The sequence below is a fragment of the Mesorhizobium sp. M8A.F.Ca.ET.021.01.1.1 genome, from assembly GCF_003998025.1.
Classification (GTDB): Bacteria; Pseudomonadota; Alphaproteobacteria; order Rhizobiales; family Rhizobiaceae; genus Mesorhizobium.
This window is the reverse complement of the sequence record NZ_RZSJ01000091.1, coordinates 1-14,308: the sequence shown is the minus strand read 5'-3', so window position 1 is coordinate 14,308 and position 14,308 is coordinate 1. Positions and strand designations below refer to the sequence as shown.

The following is a 14,308-nucleotide window of genomic DNA, read 5'->3' as shown; positions in this document are numbered from 1 at the left end:
GATCTGGGGAACCGTCCAGTCGTCGGCGGCGCCGGGCGACGGCCTATCCCGGCGCCGCCGACGACTGGACGGTTCCCCAGATCAAGGCCGCCCTCGACAAGGTCGGGCTCGGTCATCTCGGCGACAAGATCGACGAAGACGCGCCATGGGACCAGACCCTGTCGGGCGGCGAGAAGCAGCGGCTGGCCTTCGCACGGCTCCTCCTGCATGCGCCCGACATCATCGTGCTGGACGAAGCGACGGCGGCACTCGACGAGAAGAGCCAGGAAAAGATGATGGAAACCATCATTCGCGAATTGCCCGATGTCACCATCGTCAGTGTGGCGCACCGCGCCGAGCTGGAGGCTTTTCACAGCCGCAAGATCACGCTCGAGCGGCGCAAGGGCGGCGCCAAGCTCGTCAGCGATATCGACCTCCTCCCGCGCAAGCGCAGGGGCTTGCTCGGCCGCGCCTTGTGGGGTTCCGGCGCCTCGGCCGAGAAGTCGCTCGAGCGCGGCGGCATCCCCCATAAAAAGAACTGACGACGCCCGGCGCGTTCTTACTCCCCGTGGATGGCCAATCAGGCGCGCAAATCTTCCTTATGTGCCTTCACCAGATCGGCCATGCTGTCGAAGCGGAAGTCCACCTTCGGCATGTCGCCGGGATGCATGGTGGCGCCAAAACCCTGATCGGCGTGCCGGCGCTGGATCCAGCACGATTTTAGGCCCAGGCCATTGGTCGCGGCATGGTCATGGAACAGGCTTTCCGCCGTGTGCAGGATCTCCTTGTCGCTGATCCCGAGCGTCGCCAGCTTTTCCAGCATATAGTCGAAATTCCGGGGCGACGGCTTGTAGGAACCGATGTCCTCCGCCGTGTAGACCGCGTCGAAATCGACGCCGAGTTTCCTGTTGCTGAAGGAGAAGCTCGTATTGTCGACGTTGGAGAGGATGGCGAGCTTGTAGTGCTGCTTGAGGTATTGCAGGGCGGCGGCGGTGTCGGCAAAGGCCGGCCAGTCCTTCACGCTCTGGCCATAGGCGATGCATTCCTCCGGCGTGGCCACGACGCCCCATTCCTCGGCGAGCCGCTTGTAGACGACAGCCAAAAGGTCGCTGTAGCGCTTTTGCGGCGTCCAGTTCTGCTGGCTGGATTCGTGCCTTGCATGCGCCTGCAGGATGTCGTCGCGGCTCAAGGCGCCGCCAACCCGCTGGGTCAGCGGCTTCAGGGCTTTGATCATGCCGGATTCCCAATCTATGAGTGTGCCGTAGCAGTCGAAGGTCAGGGCCTTGAAATCAGTCAGCTTCATGGGGTTCACTCCTTGGGGTCGATGGTTGGAGTTTGGGCGGATCGCGATCAATCAGCCGATTGCCCGACGGGCTGCCCGACCGGGCGCGGACCTGTCTTCGATACCGTGCCGCGCGAGGATGTCAGCCAGACGCCGAACAACGTCACCGCAAGGCCGAGGACCATCGCCAATGAAAGCGGCTCGCCGAAGAGCAGCCAGGCCCAGAGCATCGTCACCGGCGGGCTGAGATAGATGACGCTGCTGACCTGCGCGGCGCTATGGAGGCGCAGGCTCGCATAGTAGACGCCGTAGCAGAAGAAGGTCGAAAACAGCACCAGCCAGGCGATGCCGAACTCGAAACGGCCATCAAGCGGCGGCATCAGCCCGCCATTCCATCCGGCGCAGGCGGCAAAGAAGATCGCCGCCGTCAGGCACTGGATGCACAGGCTCTGGTGGATGGGCATGTTGATGGTGCCCATCCGCTTCTGCAGCACGGTCGCCAGGGCAAAGACCATCATGGAAGCGATGGTGACCATGTACGCCCAGGCCGGCGCTGTCCCGAGGCTGAGGCTGTTCAGCGAGACGATGAGCACGCCGGCCACCCCGAGCGCCGTTCCGGTCCATTGCCTCGATGTCAGCCGATGGCCCAGAACGGGCTGCGAAAGGGCCGCGATGGCGAGGGGGACGAGGTCCGAGATCAGCGCGACGAGGCCGGTCGGCACGCGCTGGCCGATGGCAAGCGCGAAGCCGCCGAGATAGAGGAACATCATCGCCACGCCGAACGCCATCTGCCGCATCAGGACGCGTGCGCCGATGCGCGGCCCAACCATGAGCGCGAAGGGCAGAAGGACCAGCCCCGACATCAAGGTGCGCCAGAACAGGACCAGCATGACATCGGCGCTCTCGCTGGCGTAGCGGATGCCGACAAAGCCGGAACTCCAGCTGACGACCAGGGCCGCCGCCAGAAGCGGCCAGGCCAGGCGATGGGACAGAGGTTTAGGCGTCATGCGGTCTCTTCGTCGAGGCGGCGCCGGCGGGCGCCAAGCGGATCACTGCCAATCCCAGGTGCCGACTTATGGCGGCGCGCATCCGCCTTTGCACATGACAAATTTCGATGAATCCATGAAATAGCCACGAAATCTGGCATATCGTTTTGCCTGAGAACCGGTTCTGCCTCAGGAACCGGAGCATTGCTTTCGTTTCAAACGAGGATTGTCATGGCTGGAGTGATGAGCCGCCGCCTGGATGTCGATGCCTTGCGGGCGATGGTGGCGATCGAGAAACATGGCGGCGTCACCCGCGCGGCCGAGATGCTGGGCCTTTCGCAGTCGGCCGTCAGCCACAAGATCAGGCGGCTGGAGTTGAGCCTCGACTGCGAAATCCTCAGCCGCAAGGCCAATGCGCCGATGTTCACCAGTTCAGGGCAGGATCTCTTGGGCTACGCACGGCGCATCCTGGGCATCCATGACGAGGCGATCCTCAGCCTGTCGAAGAGCACGCTGCAAGGCAAGATCGCGTTGGGGATGACCGAGGATACGACCTGCACGGACCTGTCGCGCATCCTTGGCCGGTTTCGCCGGCTCTACCCCGAGGTGAGCGTTCGCACGCAGGTGCGCATGAGCCTGGCCTTGCAGAAGCTGCTGCGCGAGGGGGCGCTCGACGCGGCCATCATCCAGGTGTTCCAGCACGAGGTCCGCCCGACCGACATCCTGCTCTTCCGCGAGAGCCTGCATTGGGTGAAGTCGCCGGAGCTGGTCCTGGCGAAGGGGGACCCGGTGCCGTTCCTGTCATTCGACGACAACTGCTTCTATCGCCGTTGGGGCCTCGATCTCGGCCAGGACGAGGGAACGCTGTTCGAGATCGTCTTCGAATGCTCGAGTGCGGCCGGCATCATCGCCGGCGTGACCTCCGGGCTCGGCGTCGCGCTGCTCAGCCAGCGGCATCTGCAACCCGGCATGGAGATTGTCGACAAAACGTTCCCCAAGCCGCCGGATCTAGCCTACGTCATCCGCCGCGCCCGCAACGCCCGCAATCCGGCACTGGAGACGCTGGTGCGGGAGATCGAGGCCGAGGTGCGGCGCCAGGGGACGCTGCAGATCGTGGGGTGAGGGGGGTGGGCTATCTGGAGCACAACGAGTTCTCCGTGCCCGCGCCGACCAAGCTAGACGTCTGCTTTGCGCCTCAAGCATGACGTTCCCACGCTCGCGTCCGAACGCCAGAAGCGGACATCGCTTATGCTCAGGGAATTGGCGAGTTTGCCCTAAGCAAAAGAAAACGCCATTTTCTCTCTGAATCCTGAGCCGCGTAGAACCTTACTCGCGCCTGGACGTTTAGGTTCGACGAACGGACTTTCAAAGATCGTCATGGCACGCTCCACAGTGATCGCAATCGGCGCCTCGGCGGGCGGGGTCGATGCGTTGCGCGATCTCGTTGCCAAGCTGCCGGAAGCGTTTCCAGCCTCGGTTCTGATCGTGTTGCATATCGGCGCCCATCGAAGCGAACTACCCGCGATATTGAATGCCGCCGGACCTGTGCCGGCAAAACATGCCACCAACTACGAACAGATCTCGTCCGGCCAAATCTATGTCGCGCCGCCCGATCACCACATGATAGTCTCACATGGCAAGCTGCGTCTGTTGAGAACTCCGAAGGAGAACTGGGCGCGCCCGGCGATCGACCCCTTGTTTCGTAGCGTGGCCGAGGCCTATGGTCCAAATGCGATCGGCGTGGTCCTGACCGGCTATCTGAATGACGGATCGCTGGGACTCGGGGAAATAAAGCGCCGCGGCGGCATTGCGATTGTCCAGGATCCCGACGATGCGGCGTATCCGGAAATGCCGGGCAGTGCTGCCGCTCACGTGGCGCTGGACTACCGCGTGGCGCTCTCCCGCATGCCCGGATTGCTTGTTGAACTGGTCAACGGAAAGGCAGGAAAGGAAGCGGCTATGCCGAACAAGTCTTCTCAACCTGAGGCCGAGGGGGACTCTCCGACCATCGACGGCGAAAAATTCGATCGCCCGCTGGCGCTGACCTGCCCGGAATGCGGTGGCGCGCTCCTTAAATCCCAGAATGGTACGATCATCAAGTTCGACTGCCATATCGGTCACAGCTACACCGGGGAGGTCCTGGCCTCTGCCCAATTCGACGAGATGGAGCGGGTTATGAGGGCCGCAGTGAGAATTCTAAACGAGCGGGCTGAATTTTGTCTGGAAATGGCCGAGCAAGCACGCTTGCAGGAACCTGACGCCGCTGGACCCTGGGAAGCTGCCAGCAAGCAGGCGCTGGATCGGGCCTACAAGCTTCGCGTTCTCGTCGAGCAAGACTGGCTCATGCCGGAAACCTTCGGTGCAATGTCGGGGCGCTCGTCTCGGATCACCGGCTAGACGTGGCAAAGCTCGCCGCAATTGCCCGCTCCAACTCCTGCGGAGCGTAAGGCTTGGCCAAAGTGGTTATGTGGCGATAGCCGTCCACTAGACCATCGCTCCCGTATCCGCTCACAAACAGGAACGGAATGCCGCGCTGCTTCAGAACGTCGGCGACCGGAAACGAATCGCGTGCCGGCCAAGTTTATATCAAGGATCGCGAAATCGATCTCCTCATCGCGCGCAAAGACAATCGCCTCGTCCAGGTTATCGACCGGACCTGCAATCCGGTACCCCATTTCCACCAGCAAATCCGCCAGATGCAAGGCAATAAGGAACTCATCCTCTACGATCAGAATCTTGTTTGCTGGACGCGTTGCCACTATTGCCACCCAAGAACTCCCGTCCTGCGGGCATGGGCGCATCTATGATGCAAACAACGCCGGAGGACTTATACGCAACGTTCACATTACCGTGCAGTTCCGCAGCGAGAGCCTTCTCGATCAGGCGCGAGCCGAAGCCCTTTCGCTTCGGCGTGCTTGCCGGCGGGCCGCCGCTTTCTTCCCAACGCAAGGTCAAGCGACGGTCCTGACCTTCTCCTTCAAGGCGCCAGATGATCGTGACATGCCCGTCCTGGGTAGAAAGCGCGCCGTATTTTGCCGCGTTGGTGGATAACTCGTGCAACGCCATTGAAATCGCAAGCGCCGCACTCGGTGTAAGCTGGATGTCCGGACCTTCAATCCGGAACCGGGTTCCATTCCCGGAATGAGGTTTGACGGTATCGGCGACAATCTCATCCAGTTTCGCACTGGTCCAGCTTTCGCGAGTGAGTACGTCGTGTGCCTTTGCCAGATTGATCAGCCGGGACCCGAATGCTTCTCGCGCCTCTTCCATGGTCAAGGCATTACTCAAGGTCTGGGAGGCGATGGACTGGACGACCGCCAGCGTGTTCTTGACCCGGTGATTAAGTTCACCGATCAGGATCTTCCGATGTTCGTCGGCGCGCCGCCGCTCGGTCATGTCGCGTGCGATCGTCGATGCTCCGATGACCTTGCCTTGATCATCTTCAAGCGGTGAAATCGTCAAGGATACCCAGACCAGGCTGTCATCCTTGCGCCGACGGATGGTTTCAAAGTGCTCGATGTGCTCTCCTCGGCCAAAGCGGTCCAGAATATTCGCCTCTTCGCCGTGGCGATTGGAGGGGACCAAGGTCATGATGGATTTGCCCACGATTTCGTCAGGCGAGTAGCCGAACAGGCGTTCAGCGCCCTTGTTCCAGCTCGTTATCATACCCTTGAGGTTTTTGCCTATGATGGCGTCATCGGAGGATTGAACGATCGCCGCGAGCCGCTCCGCAAGCGCCTCGGCCCGCTTGCGCTCGGTGATGTCCACCAACATGTTTACCGCGCCGGTGATTTCGCCAGAGGCATCGCGAAGCAGGGTTGGATAGGAAATGTAGGGTACACGAGTACCATCCGGCCTCTCGCACACCACCTCCGCTCCCCCCTTTACTTGCCGCTTTTCTTTCAGGGCTATCGCCAAGGGGGATTCATCGTGCGGCAGCAACTCTCCATCCGGCCTATATAGTCGCCAGGAGCCGTTCCATCTATCCGAACCAAGTTTCGGCTCGCGACCCCAGAGTTCGACGGCGGCCGGGTTGTAAAAAGTGAGCCGACCCGAGGCGTCGGTTGTGTAGACCGCGTTCGGGAGAGCTTCGATAAGATCGCGAAGGCGCTTTTCGCTCCGCATGGTCTCGTCTTCGCTCTGCTTGCGCTCGGTGATATCGCTGAAAGTGACCACCACCCCTGCAATCCGATTGTCGCGGGTACGGTAGGGCAACATGCGGCGCGAGTACCAGCGGCCGGCGTCGCTTGGCACCTCTGCAAGGATCGGGGCAAGCTTTTTCAGCACCGTTTCGGCATCAATTATCAGGTTATCGTCTGCGAACTTGCGCGCGAAGTGGGCGATCGGACGGCCAATGTCGGTCGAAACAAGATCGAAGAGTTCCTTGGTCGCGGGAGCGAACCATTTGATGCGCAGTTTTTCATCGAGGAACAGCGTCGCGGTTTCGGATCCGGCCAACAGATTGTTGAGATCATTGGTGGCCGCTTCCAACTCGCCGATCTTGTGCTGAAGCTGGCTATTGACAGTGTTCAGTTCCTCGTTGAACGACTGGAGTTCTTCCTTGGAGGTTTCAAGTTCCTCGTTCGTGGACTGAAGCTCCTCGTTCATCGAGGTTGCTTCCTCGTTCGACGCTTTCAGCTCCTCATTGGCGGTTTCAAGATGCTCGACAGTGCTCCGCAGCTCGGCGCGCGTCGCTTTCAGTTCTTCCTGAAGCGCGCGTTCGCCAGAGGCAATTTCCGCCGTTTCGTCCCGCGGAGCTGCCGGGCCACCGCCGGCTTCGGACCCCTCCGGTGTGAAGCTCACGAGCAGATGGCCGCTCTCTCCAGACCGACCAGTCAGCGGCATGACAGTCATGGTGACCGCACCGGTCTTGCTGGACCGGGTGCGTGCACTGACTGTGACGCTTCTGTTTTCCCTGGAAGCGTCACGGATCGCGGATCGAAGTTTGAGAGCGAGCCCTTCGCGGACCATGCTCAGCAAATCCCTCGTCGGCTCGCCGGGCGGCTGCTCCAGATAATCCCTTGTCGTTCCATGAAAATAGAGCGCGCGGCCCTTGCGGTCGATTAGGACGGATGCCGGAGCATAGCGTTCAAGCAAGGCGCGCCGCGCAGCTTCTGCGACCGATGCTGCCGAGTCGGGCGGGGGTGACGCTGGCTTGTCAGTCCAATCTGGTCCCACTGGTCCGCGATGCTCCCGGTAGTCGATGAGGTCATGCCGCGTCGGTCCGACGCGGCGGTATATCCGCCATTTCTTCGAGCAGCTCTCAAACAGATCGTCGAGGTGGCCGACCGTCTCGGCATTACCAAGGAACAGATGTCCGCCCTGACGCAGCGCGAAATGACAAAGTGCGATGACACGCTGCTGCGCGTCGGGTTCGAGATAGATCAGGAAATTGCGGCACGAAACCAGATCCAGCCGGGAAAAGGGCGGATCGCGCAACAGATTGTGCTGCGCAAAAACGATCGTGTCGCGAAGTTCCTTGCTGACCTGATAGTTGCCATCGAGTCTTTCGAAAAAGTGCTGGATGCGCTCCGGCGGGAACTCGGCCACTGCCGCCGCCGGATAGACGCCATCGCGGCCCTTGCGAAGGTTGTCTTCCTGCGCGTCGGTGGCAAACACCTTGAGATCGAACCGCTTTCCGGCGGCAGCCGCGTGCTCCATTACCAGCATGGCAATGGAATAGGCTTCCTCGCCCGTCGAACAAGCAGGAACCCAGATCCGTATCGTGGCCCCTGACTCTCTTTCGGCGACCAGTGGAGCGATCACCAGATCCGATAACGTTTTCCATGCCTCGGCGTCGCGGAAGAATCCGGTCACGTTGATCATCAGGTCCGAGACAAGCGTGGTGATTTCCTCGGGATTGGCCCGCAACTCGTCCAGATACCCGTTAAGCGTCTCGATGTTCTTCAGGCCTAAGCGGCGGTAGATGCGCCGCCGCTGGGTGCTGCGCTTGTAGCTGCTGAAATCATATCCGCTCCGGGCGCGCAGAATTTCGAGAACCTGCTCGATCTTCGCCTCGCCACCGCCCAGTACGGCAGGTGCGGTTTCGATTGGAGCGGCGACATAACCATGGCGAGTGTAAGCAAGTATCACGTCCGGCATCTGTTCAGGTGCAAGGACATGGTCGGCCAAATTTGCCGCTATGGCGCTCCTCGGCATACCGTCGAATTTCGCGGTCTCGGGGGCTTGAATGAGGCTCATGCCGCCCTCGGCCCGGATGTCCTTCAAGCCCTCGGTGCCATTGCTGCCGGTTCCCGACAAAACGATGGCGATGGCCCGTTTCCGCTGGTCCGCCGCAAGCGATCGGAACAGGACATCGACGGGATGGCGGTTGCCGCGGACCTCTGCCGGTCGGGACACGTGCAGCCCGCCATCGCTGATCTTGAGGTCGGTATCGGGAGCGATCACATAGACCCGATCGGAAACGATCCGCATGCCGTCCACGACTTGCGCCACCTGCATGGTCGTGTGAGATGCCAGAACGCGCGCCATCTCGCTTTCGTGCTTCGGGTCGAGATGCAGGACGACCACGAAGGCGCAACCGCTGTCCGCCGGCATCGCATCGAAAAAGCGGCCAAGCGCCTCGATGCCGCCGGCTGACGCGCCGATGCCGACGACGGAAATGGTCGGAGACTCAACATTGGTTTCCTGAGGAGCGTCGGTACGGGCCTGAGCGCTCCGGACCGGCGGGCTCGGTTCAGCAGCCGCGTCGGCTTTCGCTTTTGATCGCCTTTGAGGTCTCCCAGTTTCTTCGTTTGCCATCGATTTTTACGTTTCACATGCTCTCAGCGGGCCACCGAATTCGGTCCCTAAGGTATCTGCCAAGAGCCGCGCGGCCCAAAGCTTGCGCTGATTTTCGCACCCCACCTCATCCCCGGCAACTCTATTTGGATCGACGCTAATTTCGAACTCGCCATTGGGTTACCTCAGGCCGATCTGTACCGACCTAAAAGTCCGCTCCTGAAGATCCGACGGCTGCATCACCCTGTCTGCAATCGGCCCCCTTCAAGACCTCACATGTCCCACCAAGCGTGTGCTATCATTCGGACTCAATTCTTCCGCTCTCGCACCCCCTGTCACCCCTTCCTCTTCTCCACCTCCGCCTTCCTCAGCAAAAACCGCTGGATCTTGCCGCTCGGCGTCTTCGGCAATTCCGTCACGAACTCCACCTCGCGGGGATAGGCGTGGGCCGAGAGGCGTTTGCGGACATGCTGGGCGAGTTCTTCGGCCAGCTCCGGGCTGTCCTTGTAGGCGGACGCGAGGATGACGAAGGCCTTGACGATTTCGGTGCGCTGCGGGTCGGGCACGCCGACGACGGCAGCTTCGGTGACGGCGGGGTGTTCGATCAGCGCGCTTTCGACGTCGAAAGGGCCGATGCGGTAGCCGGACGAGGTGATGACGTCGTCGGCGCGGCCGATGAAGGAGACCGAACCGTCCGGCTCGTATTCCACCGTGTCGCCGGTGCGGTAGTAGCCGCCTGAAATGGCCGGGGTTTCGGCCTGGTGGTAGCCGCCGAACCAGCGCAGCGGCGAGTTGGCGATGTCTACGGCAAGGATGCCTGGCTGGTTGGGGCCGAGCTCGTTGCCGGCCTCGTCCAGCACCACCATGCGGTAGCCCGGCATGGCAAAGCCGGCCGAGCCCGCGCGGACAGGGTGGGCGAGGCCGTGATGGTTGTTGACCATCATGCCGTTCTCGGTCTGGCCGTAATGGTCGTGGATCGGCGCATCAAGGTGGGCGTCGAACCAGCGGATCACTTCCGGGTTGAGCGGCTCGCCGGCGCTGCTCACCACGCGCAGCCGGCCTTTTATGCGCGCGGCGGCGTCGGGGCCTTCGGCGAGCAGCAGGCGGAAGGCGGTGGGCGAGCCAGCAAGGCTGGTGACGCCAAGCCGCCCGATGACGTCATAGGTGCTTTTGGCGGTGAAGGCGCCCTCGTTGAAGGTGGTGGCGATGCCGAGCAGCAGGGGACCGGTGATGGCGTAGTAGAGGCCATAGGCCCAGCCCGGATCGGCGATGTTCCAGAAGATGTCGTCGGCGCGAAGCCCGATCGCATCGCGCATATAGGCGCCGAAGGCCAACAACGCGCCGAGCGGCACCGGCACGCCCTTGGGCAGGCCCGTCGTTCCGGAAGTCGACATCATCATGAACAGGTCTTCCCCCCGGCGCATCACCGGCTCGCAGGCGGGGGAGGCGGCGGCAAGCGCGGCGCGGAAATCGATGTCGCCCGGCGGCAGGGCCTCGCCCGCACCGAGGATGGTGGCGATGTGCGGAGGGTTGGCGACCTCGTCGAGCTTGCCGTGATTGGCCGGATTGGTCACCACCACCTTGGCCGCGCTGTATTCCAGGCGGTGCTCGATGGCCTTCGGGCCGAAGGCGGTGAACAGCGGCTGGTAGACGGCGCCGATGCGCCAGACGCCGAGGATCAGCGCCACCAGTTCGGGAATGCGCGGCAGCATGCCGGCAACGACATCGCCGGGGCCGACGCCCAGTCCCTTCAGCAGATTGCCGACACGTCCGGACATGTCGTCGAGATCCTCGAAGGTGAATTCGCTGAGCTCGCCACCGGCGGAGATCGCCCGCAGCGCCAACCGGTTCTGGCCGGTGTGCCGGCCGCAGCATTCGACATAGGCGTTGATGCCGGTCGCCGGGTCGCCTTGCAGCCTGGCGACCTCATCCTCGATGCGAAAGCCGGCGACGGCATCGTCATAGCGCGGCAAGCCGGCTTGTGTCGTGGTCATGAAAATCCTCCCTGGCGGTGCGCTATCTCCCCATGGCGCGCTGTCGCGGCGACAATGGCATCAGATGGCGCCCATCGGCAACGATTGATGCAGCCCAGCATCCTTCGCCCTACAAGTTCGCCTCGGCGAAGATGCGCGCCGCCCAGTCGAGAAAGACGCGCATGCGCGGCGAAAGCTGCCGGTTCTGCGGATAGAGCGCCGACAGCGGCGTCGGCGATGGCGGGTATTCGGCCAGCACCTCCACCAGTTTGCCGTCGGCCAAATCCTTCTCGAAACGATAGCGCGGCGCCTGGATGAGGCCGAGGCCGAGCCGCGCCAGGTCGGCGGCGGTATCGGAATTGTTGGCGGCGACGCGGCCGGGCAACCTGACCTCGCGGGTCTTGCCGGCGACGGTGAATTCGAAGGGCAGCACCTCGCCGGTGCGCGAGGAGACGAAGCCGATCGCCTGATGGCCGTCCAGCGCGTCGGGGGAGGCGGGCGTGCCGTGGCGATAGAGATAGGCCGGGCTGGCGCAGGTCATCTCGCGGATCATGCCAAGGCGGCGCATGATCATGCCGCTGTCGGGCGGCTCGCCGACGCGGATGACGCAGTCGACACCCTCGCGCACGAGGTCGACCAGCCGGTCGCTCTGGCCGATCTGCAAGTCGATGCGGGGAAAGCGGGCGAGGAATTCCGGCAGGCGCGGCAGCAGGAAGGTGCGGGTGAGCAGCGTGCTGGCATCGATGCGCAGCAGGCCGAACGGCTCGGCATTGCGGAAGGCGGCCTCGGCATCCTCGATCTCGGCCAGGATCGACAGGCAGCGCCGGTAATAGGCCTCGCCGTCCTGCGTGGCATTCACCTGGCGCGTCGTGCGCTCCAGCAGCCGCGCGCCGAGATGCTCTTCCAGCCGCCGGATCGCTTCCGTCGCGGTTGACCTGGGCAGGCCGAGATCGGCGGCGGCAGCGGTGAAGCTGCGCCGCTCCAGCACGCGGACGAAGAGCCGCATCGTGTCGAACCGATCCATGGGCTTTGTTCGCAGTTTCCGAATAGTGATGTCAACAGATGGCTGATTATCCGGAAATTGGCGCGGCCTATATCCGTCTCACCAACAAGAAGGAGAGACTTCCATGACATCCGGCCAAACAAGTACGGGCAACCAAACAAGTACGGGCAACCAAACAAGCACGGGTCAAACCAAAGCGGCGATCGTGACCGGAGCCTCGAAGGGCATCGGCGCGGCGATCGCGCGGCGGCTTGCCCGCGACGGCATTGCCGTCGTCGCCAACTATGCACGGGGACAGGCGGAGGCCGAGGCGCTGGTGCGCGCCATCGAAGCCAATGGCGGCAAGGCGATCGCCGTGCAAGCCGACATCGCCGATCCCACGGGCATCGCCAGCCTTTTCGACGCCGGCGAGAAGGCCTTCGGCGGCATCGATATCCTGGTCAACAATGCCGGCATCATGAAGCTTTCGCCGATCGCGCAGGCCGATGACGCCTTCTTCGATACCCAAATCGCGATCAATCTCGGCGGCGTGTTCCGCGGCATGCGCGAAGGCGCGCGGCGGCTGCGCGACGGCGGCCGCATCGTCAATTTCTCGAGCAGCGTCGTCGGCCTCTACCAGCCGGGTTACGGCGTCTATGCCGCCACCAAGGCGGCGGTCGAGGCGATGACGCACATCCTGGCCAAGGAGCTTGGCGCGCGCCGCATCACCGTCAACGCGGTGGCGCCCGGACCGGTCGAGACGGCGCTGTTCACGGACGGCAAGAGCGCGGCGCAGATCGAGGCCATCGGAAAAATGATCCCGCTCGGCAGGCTCGGCCAGCCCGGCGACATTGCCGGCGTGGTGTCGTTCCTGGCCGGGCCGGACAGTGGCTGGGTCAACGGGCAGATCATCCGCGCCAATGGCGGCGTGATCTGAGGAGGCAGGCCGCTGCTGTCTGCCGACCTGCTCCATCCCCGAACCCTGAAGCCAACCTCCAGAAACAAGGAACAGACAATGCCATTCGCCAATATCAAGATGCCGCAGGCGGCGCTCTCCAAGGCGCAGAAGGAAGACCTCATCCATCGCACGACAGCCATGTTCGTCGACTTCTTCGGCGAGGGCGTGCGGCCCTACACGATGGTGCTGGTGGAGGAAGTCGCCGACGGCGGCTATGGCCGCGCCGACGAGGTGTTCATCGTGCCGGAAGCTTTTCGCGCCGAGGAATAGGCCTTCGAACGCGATACCCGTCATATGACGACTGGTCGCCGCGAACGCCAACGTCCACTCTGTCCGCGGGCCTTTCAATGCATGTCGGTTCCCGAAAAACCGATGCCCCCTTTGGGGCGGCATGCATTAGCGGCGGGGGCCAGGTGGGCAGCCCCGAGTTGTCCACCTGTCTCGCTTCTTTCGTCGCTGGCGCCTGATCAATCGATGGAACCGGATGCGCTCAGCTGGCTTCGGGCGCCTGGCTCTTGGGCACGCCGACCCAGTCGGCCGCGATCTCGGCGAACAGCCAGTCGCGGAACGCCCTGACTTTTTTCTGGCGCAGCGCGCCTTCGGGATAGACGACGTAGTAGCTGGCCGCTGATTTCAGCGCGAGGTCGAAGGGTCGCACCAGCCGCCCGGCCGCGAGGTCGGCCGAGACCAGCGCGCTGCGGCCGAGCAGCACGCCTTCGCCATGCACCGCGGCCTCGACGGCGAAGGTGGCGGAATCGAAGCGCACGCCGCGTTTGGGGTCGATGCCTTCGACGCCGGCCTGTTCAAGCCATGTCGCCCAGTCGATGCGGAAGGCGTCGTGGATCAGCTTGTGATGCCTCAAATCCCCGGGCTGCCGCAGCGGGTGCTCGCCTTGCAGCAGTTCCGGGCTGCAGACCGGGAAGACCTCCTCGTCGGCGAGGAATTCCGCCGTCACCCCGGTATAGCCGCCGCGGCCGTAGCGGATGGATATGTCGATGCCGTCGCTGACGAAATCGGCCAGCACGCCCGAAGTCGCCAGCCGCACGTCGACGTCGGGATTGGCGCGATGGAAGCGGTGCAGCCTCGGCACCAGCCAGCGGCCGGCAAAGCCGTCCGACGTGCTGACGTTCAGGATGCGCGTCGAGCGGTCGGGCATGGCGGCGATGGTGGCGGCGGCGATCTGGTCGAGCGCCTTGCCGACCTCCGCCGCATAGGCCGCGCCGACAACGGTCAGCCGCACGGAGCGCGTGCCGCGATCGAAGAGCTGGATGCCCAGCCTGTCCTCGATGTTGCGGATGGCGCGGCTGACGGCGCCATGGGTGAGGTTGAGCTCTTGCGCCGCCTTGGAGAAGCTCAAATGCCTGGCGGCCGCGTCGAAGGCGGGCAAGGCGGTGAGGGGCGGCAATC

12 protein-coding genes are annotated in these 14,308 nt (G+C 63.1%); 5 read left to right on the top strand and 7 right to left on the bottom strand.

Annotated features, from left to right (window positions below; all coding sequences use genetic code 11):
* Positions 1-521, top strand: a 521-nt coding sequence (locus EOA36_RS10380; protein WP_127277471.1) for an ATP-binding cassette domain-containing protein, incomplete at its 5' end; no start/stop codon positions are given.
* A 38-nt stretch (positions 522-559) separates the two neighbouring features.
* Here the strand turns inward: EOA36_RS10380 and EOA36_RS10375 are convergent.
* Entirely contained in the window at positions 560-1,282 is a 723-nt protein-coding gene (locus EOA36_RS10375) for a haloacid dehalogenase type II (RefSeq protein WP_127277469.1), read from the bottom strand.
* Positions 1,283-1,329: 47 nt separating this feature from the next.
* On the bottom strand, positions 1,330-2,268 hold the full coding sequence (locus tag EOA36_RS10370; protein ID WP_127277467.1) for a DMT family transporter: 939 nt from the start codon (positions 2,266-2,268) through the stop codon (positions 1,330-1,332).
* A 210-nt stretch (positions 2,269-2,478) separates the two neighbouring features.
* Here EOA36_RS10370 and EOA36_RS10365 point away from each other — a divergent pair, with 210 nt between their 5' ends.
* Positions 2,479-3,369, top strand: a complete 891-nt coding sequence (locus tag EOA36_RS10365; protein WP_127277465.1) for a LysR family transcriptional regulator — start codon at positions 2,479-2,481, stop codon at positions 3,367-3,369.
* Between the two features lie 255 nt (positions 3,370-3,624).
* Entirely contained in the window at positions 3,625-4,644 is a 1,020-nt protein-coding gene (locus tag EOA36_RS10360; RefSeq protein ID WP_127277463.1) for a chemotaxis protein CheB, read from the top strand.
* Here EOA36_RS10360 and EOA36_RS10355 read toward each other — a convergent pair.
* The 4 genes from EOA36_RS10355 to EOA36_RS10340 all read right to left on the bottom strand — a co-directional run bounded on the left by EOA36_RS10355 (position 4,641) and on the right by EOA36_RS10340 (position 11,985).
* The gene (locus EOA36_RS10355; protein WP_245464312.1) at positions 4,641-5,015 is read right to left on the bottom strand and encodes a hypothetical protein; all 375 of its coding nucleotides are present in this window, start codon (positions 5,013-5,015) and stop codon (positions 4,641-4,643) included. The two genes, EOA36_RS10360 and EOA36_RS10355, sit on opposite strands and share 4 nt — an antisense overlap.
* Positions 4,963-9,009, bottom strand: a complete 4,047-nt coding sequence (locus EOA36_RS10350; protein WP_127277461.1) for a chemotaxis protein CheB — start codon at positions 9,007-9,009, stop codon at positions 4,963-4,965. The genes EOA36_RS10355 and EOA36_RS10350 overlap by 53 nt, the downstream gene beginning before the upstream one ends.
* A 314-nt stretch (positions 9,010-9,323) precedes the next feature.
* Positions 9,324-10,982, bottom strand: a complete 1,659-nt coding sequence (locus EOA36_RS10345; protein WP_127277459.1) for an acyl-CoA synthetase — start codon at positions 10,980-10,982, stop codon at positions 9,324-9,326.
* 109 nt (positions 10,983-11,091) lie between these two features.
* Complete coding sequence (locus EOA36_RS10340) at positions 11,092-11,985, bottom strand: LysR family transcriptional regulator (protein WP_127277457.1); 894 nt, start codon at positions 11,983-11,985, stop codon at positions 11,092-11,094.
* A 103-nt stretch (positions 11,986-12,088) separates the two neighbouring features.
* Between EOA36_RS10340 and EOA36_RS10335 the strand changes: the two genes are divergently transcribed.
* Positions 12,089-12,880, top strand: a complete 792-nt coding sequence (locus EOA36_RS10335) for an SDR family oxidoreductase (protein WP_189553164.1) — start codon at positions 12,089-12,091, stop codon at positions 12,878-12,880.
* 78 nt (positions 12,881-12,958) lie between these two features.
* Positions 12,959-13,171 (top strand): 4-oxalocrotonate tautomerase family protein, encoded by a 213-nt coding sequence (locus tag EOA36_RS10330; protein ID WP_127277455.1) that lies wholly within the window; start codon positions 12,959-12,961, stop codon positions 13,169-13,171.
* Between the two features lie 220 nt (positions 13,172-13,391).
* On the opposite strand, the gene EOA36_RS10325 is transcribed toward EOA36_RS10330, so the two are convergent.
* Entirely contained in the window at positions 13,392-14,306 is a 915-nt protein-coding gene (locus EOA36_RS10325) for a transcriptional regulator GcvA (protein ID WP_245464311.1), read from the bottom strand.
* Positions 14,307-14,308 lie beyond the last annotated feature (2 nt).